This window comes from Pseudomonas sp. B35(2017) (assembly GCF_002113645.1).
In the GTDB taxonomy this organism is placed as follows: domain Bacteria; phylum Pseudomonadota; class Gammaproteobacteria; order Pseudomonadales; family Pseudomonadaceae; genus Aquipseudomonas; species Aquipseudomonas ekonensis.
Genome location: NZ_NEIZ01000009.1, coordinates 157598 through 175511 on the forward strand (window position 1 = coordinate 157598; position 17914 = coordinate 175511).

A 17914-nucleotide genomic window follows, 5' to 3' on the forward strand; every position below is an offset into this window, starting at 1 on the left:
CGGGAGGCCCGGCCATGAACAAGGATCAACCCTGGAAGCTTTATCTGGCGGTGATCGGGGTGTCGCTGCTCGTGGCCGTCCAGCTCGGCCTGTTCAACCGCCAGGCCGAGCAGGTCATTGCCTACAGCCAGTTCCTGCAGTTGCTGGATCTGCAGAAGGTCAGCGACTTGCGGATCGAGCGCGACCGCATCGTCGGGCGGTTGCAGGAACCCGTCGACGGGCGCACGCAGTTCTCCACGGTCCGGGTGGATCCGGCGTTGAGCGGGCAGCTCGCGCACTCGGGCGTGGCCTTCAGCGGAGTGGCCGAGGACAGCGTCCTGTCCGCCCTGATCGGGCTGTTGCCGCTGCTGGTGATGTTGGTGCTGTGGTATTTCCTGCTGCGCGGGCCGGGCGAAAGGCGCGGCCTGGGCGGACTGATGAATGTCGGCAAATCCCGAGCGCGGGTGTACGTGGAGCGCGACATCAAGGTCACCTTCGCCGACGTGGCCGGCCTGGACGACGTCAAGGACGAGCTGACCGAGATCGTGTCGTTCCTCAAGGACCAGGCCTGGTATGGACGCCTCGGCGCCCATGTGCCCAAAGGCACCTTGCTGGTCGGGCCGCCGGGCACCGGCAAGACCCTGGTCGCCAAGGCCATCGCCGGCGAAGCCGGGGTGCCCTTCTTCTCGATCTCCGGCTCGGAATTCGTGGAAATGTTCGTCGGCGTGGGCGCCGCGCGGGTCCGCGATCTCTTCGAACAAGCCAGGCTGGCGGCGCCCTGCATCATCTTCATCGACGAGCTGGACGCGCTGGGCAAGATGCGCGGGCTCGGCAACCTCGGCGGCAACGACGAGAAAGAGCAGACGCTGAACCAGTTGCTGGCCGAGCTCGACGGCTTCGATCCCCGCGAAGGCGTGGTGCTCCTGGCCGCGACCAACCGGCCCGAGGTGCTGGATCCGGCGCTGCTGCGCGCCGGTCGGTTCGACCGGCAGATCCTGATCGACCGGCCCGACCGCAAGGGTCGCCTGGCGATCCTGAAGGTCCACCTGAAAAAGATCCTCAGCCAGAACGGCCTCGACTGCGAACGCATCGCCGCGATCACCCCCGGCCTGACCGGCGCCGACCTGGCCAACCTGGTCAACGAGGCCGCCATCATCGCCACCCGCCGCAACAGCCAGCAGGTCGAACTGCCGGACTTCACTGCGGCGCTCGAACGCCTGGTCGCGGGCGTGGAACGCAAGGGCAATGTCCTGCGCGAGGACGAGCGCCGGGTGGTCGCCTACCACGAAATGGGGCATGCCCTGGCGGCCAGCAGCCTGCCGGCGATGGATCCGGTGCACAAGGTGTCGATCATTCCCCGGGCCGCCGGCTCGCTGGGCTACACCCTGCAACGGCCCACGGACGACCGCTTCCTGATCAGCGCGCAGATGCTGCGCGACCGCATCGCCGTGCTGATGGCCGGGCGCGCCGCCGAAAGCCTGGCGTTCGGCCAGGTCTCGACCGGGGCCGCCGACGACCTGGGACGCGCCACCGACATCGCCCGGCAGTTGATCACCCGCTTCGGCATGAGCGCGGAACTGGGTCAGGCGGTGCTGGAGCGGCAATCGACCCGCTACCTCGGCGACGCGGTCATGCAGCAGGAGCACAAGGACTATTCCGAACAGACCGCCCGTGAAGTCGACCTGGGCATCCGCCACTTGCTCGATGAGGCCTACGGCCGCGCCCGTGCGCTGCTGGAGCAGCGGCGGCAGGATCTCGACGCCGGGGCCCGCCTGCTGCTCGCCCGGGAAACCATCACCCCCGAAGAGTTTCCGGCGCTGCTGCCCCAGGCCGGCGAACCGGCCGCCTGCACGCTGGTGAACGAAGCCAGATGACCGACCGATCCTGCCCGGGGCACCGACCATGCTGACCGTCACGCTGATCAACACGCTCGTGGTGATCCTGGTGGTGGTGATCCACTACGAATGCCTGCTGCGCCTGAACGACTGGCTGCCGCGCCTCAAGCTCTGGGCCCGGTTCCGGATCGTGGTGGGGGTGTTCGGCGCGTTGCTGGCCCATGCCATCGAAGTCTGGTGCTTCGCCCTGGTGTACTACCTGATGGCGCACGCCGAAGGCTGGGGCACGCTGAGCGGCAATTTCGACGGCAGCCTGCTCGACTGCGTGTACTTTTCCTTCACCACCTACACCACCATCGGCTTCGGCGACATCGCCCCCACCGGCCACCTCAAGTACCTGACCGGCCTGCAGGCACTGACGGGCCTGGTGCTGATCACCTGGACCGCCTCGTTCCTGTTCCTGGAAATGCAGAAGTACTGGAAGGCCAAGTAACGGCGGTTCACCGGCCTGGGCGTGCGCTCCAGCGCCACTGCGCGACCTCCGGCAGGTCCTCGCCGTGCCCGATCAGGTGCAGCTTGTGCCGCTCCATCATCGACCAGTAGCGGCTGCGCGCCTGTTCGGCCTGCGGCTGCAGGCGCGGCACGCGCTCGAACACGTCCAGCAGCAGTTGGTAGCGGTCCAGGTTGTTGATGACCGCCATGTCGAAAGGCGTGGTGGTGGCGCCTTCCTCACGGAAGCCGCGCACATGGAACCGCTCCGGATTGGCCCGCCTGTAGATCAGCCGGTGGATCAGCGCCGGGTAGCCGTGGAAGGCGAAGATCACCGGGCGGTCCGCGGTGAACAGCGCCTCGAACTCGCTGTCCGGCAAGCCGTGGGGATGCTGTTGCGCCGACTGCAAGGCCATCAGGTCGACCACGTTCACCACCCGGATCCGCAAGTCGGCGGCGCACTCGCGCAGCAGCGTCACCGCCGCCAGCGTCTCCAGCGTCGGCACGTCGCCGGCGCAGGCGAGGATCACCTCGGGATGGTCATCTTCATGGCCGGCCCAGGCCCAGCGGCCGATGCCGGCCTGGCAGTGCAAGGCCGCCGCCTCGCCGTCGAGCCATTGCCATTCGCGCTGCTTGCCGGCGACGACCACGTTGATGTAGCCGCGGCTGCGCAGGCAATGGTCCGCCACCGACAGCAGGCAGTTGGCGTCCGGCGGCAGGTAGATCCGCGCCACGTCGGCCTTCTTGTTGGCCAACAGGTCGAGAAAGCCCGGATCCTGGTGCGAGAAGCCGTTATGGTCCTGGCGCCACACGTGGGACGTCAACAGGATGTTCAGCGACGCGACCGGCTTGCGCCACGGCACCTCGGCGGCGGTCTTCAGCCACTTGGCGTGCTGGTTGATCATCGAATCGACGATATGGATGAACGCTTCGTAGCACGAGAACAGGCCATGGCGGCCGGTCAGCAGGTAGCCTTCGAGCCATCCCTCGCACAGGTGCTCGCTGAGAATCTCCATCACCCGGCCCTGCGCGCCGAGATGAGCGTCGTCGCTGCCGTGCGGGTCGAGCCAGACCTTGTCGGTGGCCTCGAACACCGCGTCCAGGCGGTTCGACGCCGTTTCGTCCGGCCCGAACAGGCGGAAGTTGCGCGACACGGCGCTGTTTTTCATGACATCGCGCAGGTAACCGCCCAGCACCCGGGTCGCTTCGGCCCGCACCTGGCCGGGGCCGTCCATCTGCACGCAATAATCGGTGTGGCACGGCAGATCCAGCGCGCGCAGCGTCAGGCCGCCATTGGCATGGGGGTTGGCGCTCATGCGCCGCCGCCCGGACGGAGCCAGCGCGGCCAGTTCCGGCAGCAGCGCGCCTTGGGCATCGAACAGTTCTTGCGGTCGGTAGCTTTCCAGCCATTGCTGCAGTTGCAGCAAGTGCAGCGGTTTGGCCAAGTCCGCCAGCGGCAGTTGATGGGCGCGGCAGGTGCCTTCTATCCGTTGCCCGTCGACGAACGTCGGCCCGGTCCATCCCTTCGGGGTGCGCAATATCAGCGCCGGCCACAGCGGCCGTTCGACACCCTCCCCGGCCTCGGCCTGACGGGCCAGGCGCTGGATGCGGCAGATTTTGTCGTAGATCACCTCCAGAGTGCGGGACAACGCCCGGTGCACCTCCATGGGTTCGTCGCCTTCGACGAAATAAGGGTCGTAACCATAGCCGCACATCAGGCTGGTGAGTTCGTCCTCGCTGATCCTGGAGAGCACGGTGGGGTTGGCGATCTTGTAGCCGTTGAGGTGCAGGATCGGCAACACCGCCCCGTCGCCCGCCGGATTGAGGAACTTGTTGCAGTGCCAGCTCGCCGCCAGCGCACCGGTCTCCGCCTCGCCGTCGCCGATCACGCAGGCGACCAGCAACTGGGGGTTGTCCAGCGCGGCCCCGTAGGCGTGAACCAGGGAGTAGCCCAGTTCGCCGCCCTCATGGATCGAGCCGGGAACATGGGGGCCGACGTGGCTGCCGATACCGTAGGGCCAGGAGAACTGGCGGAAAAGCCGGGCCATCCCCTGGGCGTCCCGCGACACCGCCGGATTGAGCTCGGTGTAGGTGCCGTCGAGGTAGGCCTGGGCCACCATGGCCGGCCCGCCATGGCCGGGCCCCGCGACGAACAGCACGTTGAGGTCGTGCTGGCGGATGAGCCGGTTCAGGTGCGTGTAGATCAGGTTGAGGCCCGGCGAAGTCCCCCAATGCCCCAACAGCCGGGGCTTGATGTCGGCCAGTTGCAGCGGGCTGGCCAGCAGCGGGTTGGCCTGCAGGTAGATCTGTCCCACCGTGAGGTAGTTGGCCGCCCGCCAGTAGGCATCCAGCCCCTCCAGTTCCTCGGTGCCCGGATAATCGCTCATGATCGCCCCCTCGGGTGATGGCCTCGGCGCGGCCGCGTTCAGATGTCTTCGGCGCGGATGTCTTCCTCCCGCAGGCTCTGTTGGCGGATCAGCAAGGTCAGTTCGTGCAGGCGGTCGGACAGCAAGGCCACCAGATCGTCCGCCGTGGCGATCCCCACCAGCAGGCCGAAGTCGTCCACCACGGGGATCCGCCGGATGTTGGCGCGGCGCATGTTCAGGATGACGTCGAACAGATCCTCGTTCTGGTTGGCCGTGATCAGCGACCGGGGCAACACGTCGACCGCCCTCAGTTCGTCCTGGTCCGGCGGGTTGCGCGCCACGATCCGCAAGGCCAGGTCCCGGTCTGTGATCAGGCCGACCGGCCGGAAGACATCGTGCTCGCGGTCGACGGGCTCGACGAGCACCAGATCGCCGACGTGGTACTGGCTCATCATGCGCGCGGCGGCATAGATGGAAATGCCGGGCGGGGCCACGACCACATCCCGGTTGCAGTATTTGCCAATGGACATGAAGTTCACCTCGGGTTGAAGGTACGGAGCCTCCCTGCTCCTGAAACGGTGTGACGCGCCGGTCATTTGCCGCCTTTGATCGGGATCACTTTTTCCGGATGGATGGCCTCGGCGCGTTTGGGCAGGTGCACCAGCAGCACCCCCTTGGCGAACTGGGCATTGATCTTCTCGGCGTCGACTTCGCGGGGCAGTTGGAAGACCCGTTCGAAGCTGCCGTAATGCCGCTCGGACAGGTGGTACTCCTTGCGCTTTTCGTCGACCTCTTCTTGCTTCTCGCCACGGATCACCAGGTTGCCGTTGGCGAGCTTGATTTCGATGTCCTTGTCGTCCACGCCGGGCAATTCGGCGCTGATGCGGTATTCCTCGGCCAGTTCGCTGATGTCCATCGCCGGCATGCCGTGGGAGAACAGGTCACGCCGCCAGAAGGGCTCGAGATCGAACGGCGTATGGCTGAACGGCATGCGCATCGGACGCCGCCCGAAATCATCGAACAGGCTGTCGATCTGGCGCCGCAACTGCTGGAACGGCCGCCACAGGTCCGGGGCTTCGACGCTGGGCGGCGACGCTTTGGCTGGCTGGGCGGCAACGGGGGTGACAGGGACTTTTTTGGCTGCTTCGGACATGACGACCTCCTCGTTTGAGTGATGCCTCCCTTGGAGACGCTTCGATCTTGCGCGGCGCCCACCCGCCCCGTTTGATCTTTATCAACCTGCGCAACGCTGCGCCCGCCCCGCGATTTGATCGCGATCAAAGTCATGCCCAGGCATGCGCCTAGGCTGGACGAACCGTGGTCAACCCCCGGCGAGCGGCGAGGTGTCTATGGATCGGGAAGACAGCGGATCCGTCCGCGTGCTGCAGACGTCATCGGGGCCGGGCGTCCAGCAATGTCTGGGCCTGGCGCTTTGCGGCCCGCCCACCGCCGAACCGATGCCGGGGCAGTATTGCTTGCTGGGCGACGGCCGGCAGCGCTGGCCTTGCAGTTATGTGAGCCTGCCGGGCGCGACCGGACGGTTCATCGTGACCGTCCACGCGGCCCGACCGCTGGCGCGGCCGGGTGAGCGGCTGGCCTATTCCGGCCCGCTGGGCAGCGCCTGGCCGCTCCCCTTGCAGAGCACGCGGCTGTTGGCCATCGCCCGGGGCGAAGGGGTGCTGACGCTGCTCGGCGCGCTGGATGAGGTGCGCTGCTGGCTGCCTGCGCTGCAACTGCGGCTGCTGCACGATGGCTTCGCTCCCGGGAAACTGCCCGACGAATGCAAGACGTGGTTCTCGGCGCTGCCTCGCGTGCCGCGCACCAGCAGCAGCGGATGGCTGCAACTGATCCACCTGCTGGACACTTACAGGCCGGACACGGTGTTCTGCTGCGCGCCGTCGCAGGTGGCCCGCCAGGCCGCGCGCCTGTGTTGGCGAAAGGGGGTGTCGCCGCAGCGCATCTGGCTGCGGCCGGATCAGGTGCAGCGCCCCACGTGGGCCGGGCCGGTGCAGCGTTATGACCGGGTGCTGGCGATGCTCAAGTGGGTTCCTCCAGATGGCTGAGGTCGATCAGGCCCTGCTCGTCGACCAACGTCACTTCACGGCCGGCGCAGCGGATGAGCCCGGCCTGGACGAACCGGGTGAAGGCCCGGCTGACGGTTTCCAGGGTCAGGTCGAGGTAGTTGGCGATGTCGCCGCGCGACATGGGCAGGGTGAAGATGTCCGCCCGCAGCCCCCGGGCGTGGTAGCGCGTCGACATGCCCAACAGGAAGATCGACAGCCGTTGGTCGACCCGTCCGTGGCAGCAGCGCAGGTGGTCGTCCTTGCCCTGGATCCCCAGGCTGAGCATATGCAGAAGTTGGTAGCGCAGGCCGGGGATGTGGCCGGACAGGTCGACCAATTGATCCAGCCTGATCGAGCAGACCAGCGAGATGTCCAGCGCCACGGCGTAGCTGCGGTAATGACTGGCGCCGATGGCGTCCAGCCCGAGCATTTCCCCCGGCAGGACGAAACCGGTGATGCGCTCGTTGCCTTCGGCATCGAGCAGGTAACTCTTGACGGCCCCTGAGCGCAGGGCGAACACATGTTCCATGGGTTCATCGGCCTTGAACAGGTATTGCCCGCGCTTCAGGGGCCGGTTGCGGCGGACGATCCGCTCCAGCCTGTCCACTTCCTCGGCGCTGAGGCTGGCGGGCAGGCAGAGCCGGCTCAAGGAGCAGGCAAGGCACTTCACATGGGGCCTTGCACCCGTGTCGGAAATGCCTGACATGGCAATGCCTCCGCTTTGATGTGCGGGCGTTCTTTCACATTAGCCCCTCGGGCCCATGTTACCGGGCATTCCGACCAAGGGTCAGGCCCGGCGCGCGAGGGTTTGACGAAGGTCAAGTCGGTGGGGGAACAGGCACCGAAACTGGCCCTGTTCATTCCGACACACGAGGACATTGCCATGGCTCCCGCCGATACCGGTCTTCAACCTTCCATCCCTGCGTTCCCGACGCCTGCGGGCGAACACTGGATCGAGTCCCTCGACAACGGCACCCACGTGCTGATCAGGCCCCTGCGGGCCGCGGACCGGCAACGGGAAAAGGCTTTCATCGAACGCCTGTCGCCGGAATCCCGGCACTTCCGCTTCCTGTGCCAGTTCAGGGAACCTGGCGAAGCGATGCTCGATCAACTGATGAAGGTCGACCAGGACCGCCAGGCGGCGTTCGTCGCCCTGGCCCATGTGAATGGTGAGCTGCAGGAAGTGGGGATCTCCCGCTACGCCGCCGGTGCCGGCAAGGATGAGTGCGAATGCGCGGTCACGGTGCTCGACAGCTGGCAACACCACGGCCTGGGCCGCCTGCTGCTCAAGCATTTGACCGACCACGCCAGGGCCAAAGGCTTCCGGCAGATGTATTCGATCGATGCCGCCGCCAATCACCCGATGCGCGATCTGGCCAAGGCCGCCGGGTTCAGCACGGCCACCGACCCGGACAACCCCAGCCAGGTCATCCACCGCCTCGCGCTGGCCTGATCCCTGGCCTCGCCCTGGCGCGCTCCGGAGCGCTTGCCCTCCAGGACCGCGCCAGGGCGCATTCGCGCCCCCCCCTGAAGGAGGATGCCCCCATGAACGGTCCTTCGCAGAAACTGATGGAAAGGCTCTACGGCAAACCGCATCAGGTCGACGCCGCCGAGATCGCGCCCCTGTTGCGCCAATATGCCGAGCCACTGCCCGATCCCGACTCGCCGGCCTTCGCCGACCTGTTCGACCGCTACGCCGACGCCCGCGTCGTACTGCTGGGCGAAGCGAGCCACGGCAGCAGCGAGTTCTACCGCGCCCGGGCGGCCATCACCCGCCGACTGATCGAGCGGCATGGCTTCAACATCATCGCCGTCGAAGCCGACTGGCCCGACGCCGGTCATGTCGACCAGTATGTCCGGGGCCTGGCCCATACGGCCTGGAAGCGCCACATCTTCAGCCGCTTCCCCACCTGGATGTGGCGCAACAGCGAGGTCAAGACCTTCGCCCATTGGCTGCACGGACACAACCATGCACTGGCCAATGACCGGCGCGTGGAGTTCCGCGGGCTGGACGTCTACAGCCTGCGCAACTCCATCCACGAGGTGCTGGCCTACCTGGACCGGGCCGATCCGCACCTGGCCCGTGAGGCCCGACGCCGCTACGGCTGCCTCACCCCCTGGCAGGACGACCCGGCCCTGTACGGCCATTTCGTCGAACGCGGCGGCGTGATGCCTTGCGAACAGCCCGTGATCGAGCAATTGAACGTAATGCTGGCCGAACAGCTGGGCGGCCTCATCCGCAACGACGAGGCGTTTTTCAACGCGACCCGGAACGCCCGGGTGATCATCGCCGCCGAACAGTACTACCGCGCCATCTACCGCGGCTCGACCGCCTCGTGGAACCTGCGCGACCGGCACATGTTCGAGACCCTGCGCTCGCTGCTGGAGCACCGCGGCCCCGACGCCAAGGCCGTGGTCTGGGCGCACAATTCGCACATCGGCAATGCCGGCGCCACGGAGATGGGCTGGAAGGGCCAGTTCAACATCGGCCAACTGTGCCGCAACGCCTTCGGCCGCGACGCCGTGCTGATCGGCATGGCCACCGACCGCGGCCAGGTGGCCGCCGCCGATGACTGGGACGGCGACATGCGGATCAAGGACATCCGGCCCGCCCGGCCCGACAGCTGGGAGCACCAGTTCCGCCTGGCCGGCGTGCCCGCCTCGCTCACCGATTGGCGCGACCCGCAGCGCCAGGAGCTGCGCCGGGCCTTGTCCACGACGCTGCTGGAGCGGGCGATCGGGGTGATCTACCGGCCGGACAGCGAACGCCTCAGCCACTATTTCGAAGCCACGCTGGCCGAGCAGTTCGACGCCTTGGTCTGGTTCGAGCAGACCCGGCCTGTCGCCGCCCTGCCCCTGCCGCAACGGGAACAGATGGAACCCGAGGACGACACCTATCCGTTCGGCGTCTGACGCGTCCGCCGGCCGGCCTCAAGGCCGCGAGGGCTTCAGGCCCCGGCCTGCTGCATCAACGCGACGACCTCCTGATCGGAGGTCTGGGGAAACGCTTCATACCAGTAGCCGACCGAGACCATCCGTTCAGGCACCAACGGGCAGACCACCTCATCCACCTCGTTGCGCAACACTTCCAGGGTGTCCGGCGGCGCAACCGGCACCGCGACCACCAGGCGCGCAGGCCCTTGCCGGCGAACGGCCTCGACGGCCGCCAGCATCGAGGCGCCGGTCGCCAGGCCGTCATCGATGAGGATCACCACCTGGTCCTTGAGGTTCAGCGGCGGGCGGCCTGCGCGGTAGGCCTGCTCCCGGCGGGCCAGTTCGCGGGTCTCCCGGTCCAGCACGGCGGCGAACGCGTCCCGGTCGACCGTGAAGGTGCGCAGTGCATCGTCGTTGAGGATCTGCACGCCGCCCCCGGCGATGGCGCCCATGGCGTACTCGGGATGGCCCGGTGCGCCGAGCTTGCGCACCACCAGCACGTCCAGGCGCACCTGGAGGGCGGACGCGACTTCGCAGGCGACGGGCACGCCGCCGCGGGGCAACCCCAGCACGATCACGTCGGGCCTTGCGCCATAGCGGCTCAGCGGCTCGACCAGGCGCCGCCCGGCCTCGCTGCGGTCGAGAAACCGGTTTTTCAACACGGGGATCTGTGACATGGGAGCACCTCCTGCGCACCGACGGGAGCGCATCGTTCAACGCACGGTCAGGCGTGCCGAGCCCTTCACGGTTCGTCCGCGCCGGACTCTTCCAGCAGCAGGTCGTACTGCGTCAGGCAATGCCGCTCATCCGCCGGCATCAGGGCCTTGAAGCCGCTGACCTCACGCAGCGGCGTGCCGAACAGCGCCAGGCGCAGCACCCCGTTGCGGTCGAGGAACGTCTGCGCAAGGCAGGTGCACACCGGTTTGCCGACCAGCGCGGTGAGCTGTCCGTCGACGGGGGTCTGCACCTGGGCCTGCAGATTGGCCTCGCAGTTGTCCACGATACGCGCCACCGAGCGGCCCGCCAGCCACAGGGTGCCCCCGCCGACCACCGCCAGCAGCACCAGCACACCCAACGCGATGTTCGACTCCCGGGTGACCGACCGGATGAAGCCAAGCCTGGCCTGCCAGCCGTTGCCCTGCCCGTCGAAGATCGTCCGTGCCACGGTGCGCTTCACCCCACGCTGCACCGTCCAGCCCAGGGCGACGCTCAAGGCCAGCAAGGACAGCAGCACCACCGGATCCTGCATGGGCAAGCGCCATGTCGGGCTGAGCGCCCGGTAGGCGGCGGCCGCGACAAGCAACGCGACGATGGCCACGATCCATCCCAGGCTGCCCTTGGGCCGGTGCCTCCAGGCCCGCAGTTTGGCCCTTGCCTGCGTTTCCATGTGAACCTCCCGCGCCCTTCTAGCGCATAGGGTCTAATGAGACGGTTTCCTGATGCTCGGGCACGCAGACCTGCCAACCCAGTTCCAGGCTGATGCGCCGGCGCAGGGTGTCGGCGGCATGCGGCTCGCCATGGATCACATAGGTCTGGCGCGGCGGCCGGGTGAACCCGCGCAGCCACGCCATGATCTCGTCGGCGTCGGCATGGGCCGACAGGGTGTCCATGGCATGCACCTGTGCCCTGATCGGCACGTCTTCGCCCTGCAGCCGCACGCTGCGGGCGCCGGCGACGATATCGGCGCCGCGGGTGCCGCCGGCCTGGAAGCCGGAAAACAGGATGCTGTTGCGCGGATTGGGCGCCAGCGCCTTGAGGTGGTGCAGCACCCGCCCTCCCGTGGCCATGCCGCTGGCGGCGATGATCACCGCCGGTTCGCGCAACTGGTCCAGGTGCCGGGACTCGTCGACCGTGCGCACGATACGCGTGCCCTTGCACATCGCCACGCATTCGTCCGGGGTCAGCCGGTGTTCGTTCCGAAATTGCAGGTACAGGCTGGTGGCATCGGTGGCCATCGGGCTGTTGAGGTACACCGGAACATCAGGTATCAGCCCGTCGCGCTTGAGTTTGTACAGGTAATACATGAGCAACTGGGCACGGCCGACGGCGAACGACGGCACCAGGGTGATGCCGTGGCGCAGGAGCGTCTGGGTGATGACCTGGGCCAGGTACTGCTCGGTCGACTCCGTCGGGTGCCGACGGTCGCCGTAGGTGGACTCGACCAGCAGCACGTCCGCCGCCGACACCGGTTCCGGCGCGCGCATGATCGGATCCTGCGGGCGACCCAGGTCGCCGGAGAACAGCAAAGTCTGGCCGTCGACGCCGAGCTGCACCGTCGCCGCCCCCAGGATGTGCCCGGCCGTGCGCAACAGCAGTTCAATGCCGGGCGCGATCGGGGTGGCCTGATGCAGTTCGACCGGACGGAGCAGCGTCAGCGCCCGCTTCGCGTCCTCTTCGGTGTAGAGCGGCCGTGCGGGCGAGTGCTTGGAGTAGCCGTGCCGGTTGGCATGCTCGGCCTGCTCCTCCTGCAGCCGGGCGCTGTCGAGCAAGAGGATCTGCGCCAGGGCGCAGGTCGCCGGGGTGGCGTAGATCGGCCCGCTGTAGCCTTCCCGCGCCAGCACCGGCAAATAGCCGCTGTGGTCGAGGTGGGCATGGGTCAGCACCACCGCATCGAGTTGACGCAGCGCCGGCGGCAACGGTTCCCAGTTGCGCAGGCGCAGTTGCTTGTAGCCCTGGAACAGTCCGCAGTCCACGAGAACCCGGGTGCTGTCGCGGGTCAGCAGGAATTTGCTGCCGGTCACGGTGCCGGTGCCGCCGAGAAAAGTCAGTTGCATGGCCAGGGCTCCCAAATGTCGGTCGCGTGAGGATGAACCGCCAGCACGCTGCAAGGCGGATGGCTGATGATGCGTTCGGTGGTGTCGCCCAGCAGCTTGTCCAGGCCCTTGGGCTGCACGACGCCCATGACCGCCACATCGATGTGCAGCGCCGCGACCTGGTCGCGGATCACCTGCGCAGGGTCGCCTTCGATGAAGTGCCGGCACGCCGGCGCGACGCCTTCCGCGTCCGCCAGGCGGTCGAAGGGTTCTTGCAGGGCAACGCGCATTTCATCGATCCACGCCTGGGTGACGTTCATGTCGGAGGCGAAGACCCCGATAAAGTCGTAGGCCGAGAGCAGGTGCAATTGAGCGTCGCATTGCAGCGCCAGGGCCTGGGCGGCCCGCACCAGTGCGCGGTTGAAGCGCGCCTGGGCATCCGGCGCATCGACCGCCGACGTGTCCACGGCCACCAGGATGCGCTGCGGCAGCGACACCGCGCCCGCCGGCACAAGGTGCGTGAGCCCCTTGAGGCCGCGCATCAGCGCGCAGTCCAGCGGCGTGCTGAACAGCCGCGCCAGGGCCGACGCCCCTTCGCTGTCCTTGATGACCATGTCGGGCTGCAGTTCGCCGATGTAATCGATGGCCTGGCCGCGCAGATCCTCCGCCCGCAGGCTGTCGACCGTCAGTGCGCAACCGCTGCCGCGGTGCCGTTCGACCAGGCTGGCCAGCCGTGCACGGTAATCCTCGAACTGGCGCTGGATCTCGGTCTCGTTCAGGCGCTCCTCGCTGAGCAGGTGCGCCTCGGACGGTTCGAACAGCCCGAGCACGTGCACCCCGGCACCGCTGGCATGCGCCAGGGCCAGAGCCCTGCGCAACGCGGCCGAATGCGGATCCACCTCGGTGAGCAGCACCAGCAGTTGTCGATATTGACCCATGGCGGACCTCCGGGCCTGCGCGGCAGGCGTGTCGATGCCTGCGATTGTCGGAACCCGGTCGTGCGTCGGCTTGACGAAGATCAGAAAATGGCCACCTGCGCCGCAACTTGACGATTGTCAGAAACGGGCCGCTGCGCCACGGTACAACGGCTTCACCCCTATCGGGCCGAGGGCCGGGAGGCGACATGGCGAGGCAGCGGATTGAACAGCCAGAGGCTGGCGAACACTGGGTGGAACAACTGGCGGACGGCGCGACCGTGCTCATCCGCCCGCTGCGGGAGGAAGACCGCGAGCGGGACAAGCGCTTTCGCAGCACCCTCGCCTACGAATCCCGGCGCTTCCGTTTCATGACCGGGCTCAGCGGCGGCCTGGCGGGGCTGGAGATGCAGCGCACGGCGCACGACCTTCCGCCCGGCCTGGCCTACGTAGCGCTGGCCCATGCCGATGGCCAGCTCCGGCAGGTCGGCGTCTGCCGTTGCGCCGCCATCCCCGGTGGCCGCCATTGCGAATGCGCGGTCGCGGTCAGCGAAGACTGGCAACGCAAGGGGCTGGGCCGTCTCCTGCTGCAACGCCTGGTCGCGGCGGCGCAACGCAACGGCTTCGAATGCATGGTCTCGATGGATCTGGCGAACAACTACGCCATGCACCATCTGGCCAAGGCGCTGGGGTTCACGTCCCGCTACGTACGGGGCGACGTCAGCGAAATTTTCCACGAACTCGATCTGCGCCCCTGAAACACCGGGCTGACGAGCGGCACGTCACGGCAGCGCGCAAATTTGACGCGGATCAAAGATCGGGGGCATCGACGGCGCACAGTAGCCCCACATCACGCCCGATCACCGTCCCCGGAGGCGAGCCATGGCACAGAAGATGAAAGCGGCAGTCTTCGTCGAGAGGCACCGCATCGTACTGGAGGAAAAGCCCGTCCCAGACATCGGCCCGCTGGATGCCTTGGTGCGCATCACCACCACGACCCTTTGCGGCACCGATGTGCACATCCTGCGGGGCGAATACCCGGTGGCCAAGGGCCTGACCGTGGGGCACGAGCCGGTGGGCGTCATCGAAAAGCTGGGTTCGCAGGTGCAAGGCTTCCATGAAGGGCAACGGGTAATCGCCGGCGCCATCACGCCCAGCGGCCACAGCAACGCCTGCCTGTGCGGGTGCGCGTCCCAGGACGGTGCCGGCACGCCGCACGGTTTCAAGGCCATCGGCGGCTGGAAGTTCGGCAACATCATCGACGGCTGTCAGGCCGAGTACGTCCGCGTTCCGGACGCCATGGCCAACCTCTGCGCGATCCCCGACCACCTGAGCGACGAGCAGGTGCTGATGTGCCCCGACATCATGTCCACCGGATTCTCCGGCGCAGAACGGGGCGGCGTGACCGTCGGCGACACGGTGGCCGTGTTCGCCCTGGGGCCCATCGGCCTGTGCGCCGTCGCCGGTGCCCGGCTGCTCGGCGCCACCACTGTCATCGGCGTCGATACGGTGGCCGCGCGTATGAGTGTGGCCCGCCAGCTCGGCGCCGATCATGTGATCGACTTCCGGCAAGGCGACGTGGTCGATCAGGTCATGGCCCTGACCCACGGCCGCGGCGTGGATGTGGCCATCGAGGCCCTGGGCACCCAAGGCACCTTCGAATCGGCCCTGCGCGTGCTGCGACCCGGCGGCACCCTGTCCAGCCTCGGCGTGTACAGCGCCGACCTGCGCATCCCCCTGGGCGCCTTCGCCGCGGGCCTGGGCGACTACCGCATCGTCACCACCCTGTGCCCCGGCGGCAAGGAACGCATGCGCAGGCTGATGGAGGTGGTCGCCAGCGGCCGGGTCGACGTGTCGCCCCTGGTCACCCACCGTTTCCGGCTCGATGACATCGAAGCCGCCTACGAACTGTTCGCCAACCAGCGCGACGGCGTGATGAAGGTGGCGATCACACCCTGACCTGTCCCGCCGGCGGCAGGGATGCCCTCGCTTTGCACCGCTTTGCAGTTGTCATGCTCATGCACGCTCAGGAGGCTCCCATGAAGGTCTACGTCGAAAAGAACACCGAACAGAACGGCTGGTGGGTCCGCCTGGACGACTGGCGGGTACGCTTCAACACCGCCGCCGAGGCCGAATCGTTCGTCGAACGCCTGACTGCCCGGCTCGATGCGCCGCATAGCCGGGACATGCTGGCCGGCGGATCACCGCTGGCCGACGCGGCGAACACCTCGCTGCCGGCAGCCCTGCGATGCGTGCAGGAGGCCTGACCATGACCCGCCAAACGACCGCCGCCCGGCTTGTCCACCCCGTACCGGACCACGGCGCTGCACCGATCCGTCTGCAACCCTTGCCCCCTGCCTGCGCAGCCTGCCGGGTCAGCGGCCTGTGCCTGCCGACCGGACTGCCGGTGGACGACAGCCAATGCCTCGGCGCGCTGATCGGCCCGCGCATCCGTATCCACAAGGGCGCCCCGCTGTTCAACGCCAATGACCCGCTGACCACCCTGTACGCCGTGCGCTGCGGCAGTTTCAAGACGAACCTGAACAACGCCGAAGGCCAGGGCGTGGTGATCAATTTCTGGATGCCCGGCGACGTGCTGGGGCTCGATGCCATCGCCACCGAACACCATGTGTGCGACGCCATCGCTCTGGAAGACAGCGAGGTCTGTCCGATCCCCTATCGCCGGCTGCAGGCCCTGGCCCGCGACTTCCCGGTCCTGCAGCAAAGCCTGAACCGCCTGATGAGCCGGGAAATCGTGCGCGAGCACGAGCGGGTGCTGATGCTCTGCAACCTCACCGCCGAAGAGCGTCTGGCCAATTTCCTGATCGACCTGTCGCGCTGCTTCGTGGATCGCGGCTACTCGGCCCAGAGCTTCATCCTGCGCATGTCCCGCGAGGACATGGCGTCGTACCTGGGGCTGCGCCTGGAGACTGTGTGCCGTTCTGTCGCCCGCCTGCGTGCCCAGGGCATCGTCAACCTGCAGGGCCGGCTCGTGGAAATCCTCGACATGACCGCGCTGCGGGCGCTCGAACAGGGCGTGGGCGACATTGACCGCAAAAGCGGCCCCAAACCCCCCGACCACCTGCCCCCCGGATAGGCTCTCGCACGGCAGGGGCACCGGACGGTTGCCCCCCCGTTGCGCGCCACGCAAGACTGTATTGCCGCCGGAACGATTGATAGCCACCTAACGAAAGGCGCATGCTAGAGGGCTTGCGCGCTGCTTATATCATTCCGAATGATAGTTACCTTCGCGCCATTCGATTCGTTTGCCATTACCCTGCCGATCATCATCCGCCCATCTTCAATACTTTGGCGGATGTATCCATGGAACAATCACTCAAACATTTGCGCTTCCCCTTGGCCCTTCTGGCCGTGCTCGTGATGAGCGCCTGCGGCAAGGCGCCGCAGACCGCCGCCAACATGCCGGCCGCCAAGGTCAGCGTGGCCAAGGTGCTGGAGCAGCCGGTCAACGAGTGGGACGAGTTCACGGGGCGCCTGGAGGCGCCGGAAACCGTCGAAATCCGTCCGCGGGTCTCCGGCCAGATCGACGAGGTCGCCTTCACCGAAGGCGCGCTGGTCAAGAAAGGCGACTTGCTGTTCCAGATCGACCCTCGCCCGTTCCAGGCCGAAGTGCGCCGCCTCGAAGCCCTGGTCGCCCAGGCCCGCGCCAACGCCACCCGCAGCGAAAACGAAGCCGTGCGCGGCGAACGCCTGCGTACCAGCAACGCCATTTCCGCTGAACTGGCCGACTCGCGCACCAGCGCCGCCCAGGAAGCCCGCGCCGCCGTCGGTGCCCTGCAGGCACAACTGGACCTGGCCAAGCTGAACCTGAGCTTCACCCGCGTCACCGCACCGATCAGCGGCCGCGTCAGCCGTGCCGAAATCACCGCCGGCAACCTGGTGACCGCCGACACCACGGCGCTGACCAGCGTGGTCTCCACCGACAAGGTCTACGCCTACTTCGACGCCGACGAGCGCGTGTTCCTCAAGTACACCCAGCTCGCCCGCCAGGGCCAGCGCGGCGCCACCACGCCGGTGTACATGGGCCTGTCCAACGAAGACGGCAACCCGCACCTGGGCCAGATGAACTTCGTCGACAACCAGGTCAACCCCAAGACCGGCACCATCCGCGGCCGTGCGGTGTTCGACAACACCGACGGCACCTACACCCCCGGCCTGTACGCCCGCCTGAAGCTGGTCGGCAGCGGCACCTACAACGCCATGCTGATCAACGACGAAGCGGTCGGCACCGACCTTGGCAAGAAGTTCGTGCTGGTGATGGATGCGGACAACAAGACCGCCTACCGCCCCGTCGAACTGGGGCCGAAGATCGAAGGCCTGCGCATCGTGCGCAACGGCCTGAACAAGGACGACACGATCATCGTCAAGGGGCTGCAACGGGTGCGTCCGGGTTCGCCGGTCTCCCCTGAAGTGGTTCCGATGGCCAGCGAGCAGACCCTCGCGGCCCTCGCTCAACAACGACAAGCGCTGGAAGCCAGCAACCTGCCCAAAGTCGCACCCGCCAAGGGCGCGCAGGGTTCGGTTGTGAAACTGGCTGCTGCGACCCCACGCGGTTAAGGG

The 17914-nt window shown here is 67.3% G+C and carries 18 protein-coding genes; 10 read left to right on the forward strand and 8 right to left on the reverse strand.

Annotated elements, in window-relative coordinates:
- Positions 1–14 precede the first annotated feature (14 nt).
- Complete coding sequence (gene ftsH, locus CAG41_RS17070; protein ID WP_085583207.1) at positions 15–1853, forward strand: ATP-dependent zinc metalloprotease FtsH; 1839 nt, start codon at positions 15–17, stop codon at positions 1851–1853.
- Between the two features lie 28 nt (positions 1854–1881).
- A complete protein-coding gene (locus CAG41_RS17075; RefSeq protein ID WP_085583209.1) occupies positions 1882–2307 on the forward strand; it encodes a potassium channel family protein in 426 nt (141 codons plus the stop codon).
- A 7-nt stretch (positions 2308–2314) separates the two neighbouring features.
- Here the strand turns inward: CAG41_RS17075 and CAG41_RS17080 are convergent, their stop codons facing one another.
- The 3 genes from CAG41_RS17080 to CAG41_RS17090 form a co-directional block, all read right to left on the reverse strand.
- Positions 2315–4690, reverse strand: a complete 2376-nt coding sequence (locus CAG41_RS17080) for a phosphoketolase (RefSeq protein WP_085707242.1) — start codon at positions 4688–4690, stop codon at positions 2315–2317.
- A gap of 38 nt (positions 4691–4728) precedes the next feature.
- Positions 4729–5199 (reverse strand): CBS domain-containing protein, encoded by a 471-nt coding sequence (locus CAG41_RS17085; RefSeq protein WP_085583295.1) that lies wholly within the window; start codon positions 5197–5199, stop codon positions 4729–4731.
- A gap of 62 nt (positions 5200–5261) precedes the next feature.
- A complete protein-coding gene (locus tag CAG41_RS17090) occupies positions 5262–5822 on the reverse strand; it encodes an Hsp20/alpha crystallin family protein (protein ID WP_085632442.1) in 561 nt (186 codons plus the stop codon).
- 196 nt (positions 5823–6018) lie between these two features.
- Here CAG41_RS17090 and CAG41_RS17095 point away from each other — a divergent pair, with 196 nt between their 5' ends.
- Positions 6019–6732, forward strand: a complete 714-nt coding sequence (locus CAG41_RS17095) for a hypothetical protein (RefSeq protein WP_085583215.1) — start codon at positions 6019–6021, stop codon at positions 6730–6732.
- On the opposite strand, the gene CAG41_RS17100 is transcribed toward CAG41_RS17095, so the two are convergent.
- On the reverse strand, positions 6707–7438 hold the full coding sequence (locus CAG41_RS17100; RefSeq protein ID WP_085632440.1) for a cyclic nucleotide-binding domain-containing protein: 732 nt from the start codon (positions 7436–7438) through the stop codon (positions 6707–6709). The two genes, CAG41_RS17095 and CAG41_RS17100, sit on opposite strands and share 26 nt — an antisense overlap.
- Before the next feature lie 177 nt (positions 7439–7615).
- Here CAG41_RS17100 and CAG41_RS17105 point away from each other — a divergent pair, with 177 nt between their 5' ends.
- Together CAG41_RS17105 and CAG41_RS17110 are read left to right on the forward strand one after the other, a co-directional pair.
- Positions 7616–8185 (forward strand): GNAT family N-acetyltransferase, encoded by a 570-nt coding sequence (locus CAG41_RS17105; RefSeq protein ID WP_085632573.1) that lies wholly within the window; start codon positions 7616–7618, stop codon positions 8183–8185.
- 92 nt (positions 8186–8277) lie between these two features.
- Positions 8278–9645 carry an erythromycin esterase family protein gene (locus CAG41_RS17110; protein WP_085707243.1) on the forward strand — a complete coding sequence of 456 codons (1368 nt, stop codon included), beginning with the start codon at positions 8278–8280 and terminating at the stop codon, positions 9643–9645.
- A 35-nt stretch (positions 9646–9680) separates the two neighbouring features.
- Here CAG41_RS17110 and CAG41_RS17115 read toward each other — a convergent pair whose 3' ends face one another.
- The 4 genes from CAG41_RS17115 to CAG41_RS17130 all read right to left on the reverse strand — a co-directional run bounded on the left by CAG41_RS17115 (position 9681) and on the right by CAG41_RS17130 (position 13357).
- Positions 9681–10343, reverse strand: a complete 663-nt coding sequence (locus tag CAG41_RS17115) for a phosphoribosyltransferase (RefSeq protein ID WP_085707244.1) — start codon at positions 10341–10343, stop codon at positions 9681–9683.
- Positions 10344–10408: 65 nt separating this feature from the next.
- Positions 10409–11053: a hypothetical protein gene (locus CAG41_RS17120; protein WP_256582607.1), complete on the reverse strand. Its 645-nt coding sequence runs from the start codon at positions 11051–11053 to the stop codon at positions 10409–10411.
- 19 nt (positions 11054–11072) lie between these two features.
- Complete coding sequence (locus tag CAG41_RS17125; RefSeq protein WP_085707245.1) at positions 11073–12440, reverse strand: MBL fold metallo-hydrolase RNA specificity domain-containing protein; 1368 nt, start codon at positions 12438–12440, stop codon at positions 11073–11075.
- The gene (locus CAG41_RS17130) at positions 12431–13357 is read right to left on the reverse strand and encodes a universal stress protein (RefSeq protein ID WP_085707246.1); all 927 of its coding nucleotides are present in this window, start codon (positions 13355–13357) and stop codon (positions 12431–12433) included. The genes CAG41_RS17125 and CAG41_RS17130 overlap by 10 nt, the downstream gene beginning before the upstream one ends.
- Before the next feature lie 185 nt (positions 13358–13542).
- Between CAG41_RS17130 and CAG41_RS17135 the strand changes: the two genes are divergently transcribed.
- From CAG41_RS17135 to mexE, 5 genes are all read left to right on the forward strand, one after another.
- Positions 13543–14091: a GNAT family N-acetyltransferase gene (locus CAG41_RS17135; RefSeq protein ID WP_085583227.1), complete on the forward strand. Its 549-nt coding sequence runs from the start codon at positions 13543–13545 to the stop codon at positions 14089–14091.
- A 124-nt stretch (positions 14092–14215) separates the two neighbouring features.
- Entirely contained in the window at positions 14216–15292 is a 1077-nt protein-coding gene (locus CAG41_RS17140) for an NAD(P)-dependent alcohol dehydrogenase (RefSeq protein ID WP_085583229.1), read from the forward strand.
- Between the two features lie 80 nt (positions 15293–15372).
- On the forward strand, positions 15373–15600 hold the full coding sequence (locus CAG41_RS17145; RefSeq protein WP_085583231.1) for a hypothetical protein: 228 nt from the start codon (positions 15373–15375) through the stop codon (positions 15598–15600).
- A 2-nt stretch (positions 15601–15602) separates the two neighbouring features.
- Positions 15603–16430 (forward strand): helix-turn-helix domain-containing protein, encoded by an 828-nt coding sequence (locus tag CAG41_RS17150; RefSeq protein WP_085707247.1) that lies wholly within the window; start codon positions 15603–15605, stop codon positions 16428–16430.
- Positions 16431–16657: 227 nt separating this feature from the next.
- Complete coding sequence (gene mexE, locus CAG41_RS17155) at positions 16658–17911, forward strand: multidrug efflux RND transporter periplasmic adaptor subunit MexE (RefSeq protein WP_085583235.1); 1254 nt, start codon at positions 16658–16660, stop codon at positions 17909–17911.
- Positions 17912–17914 lie beyond the last annotated feature (3 nt).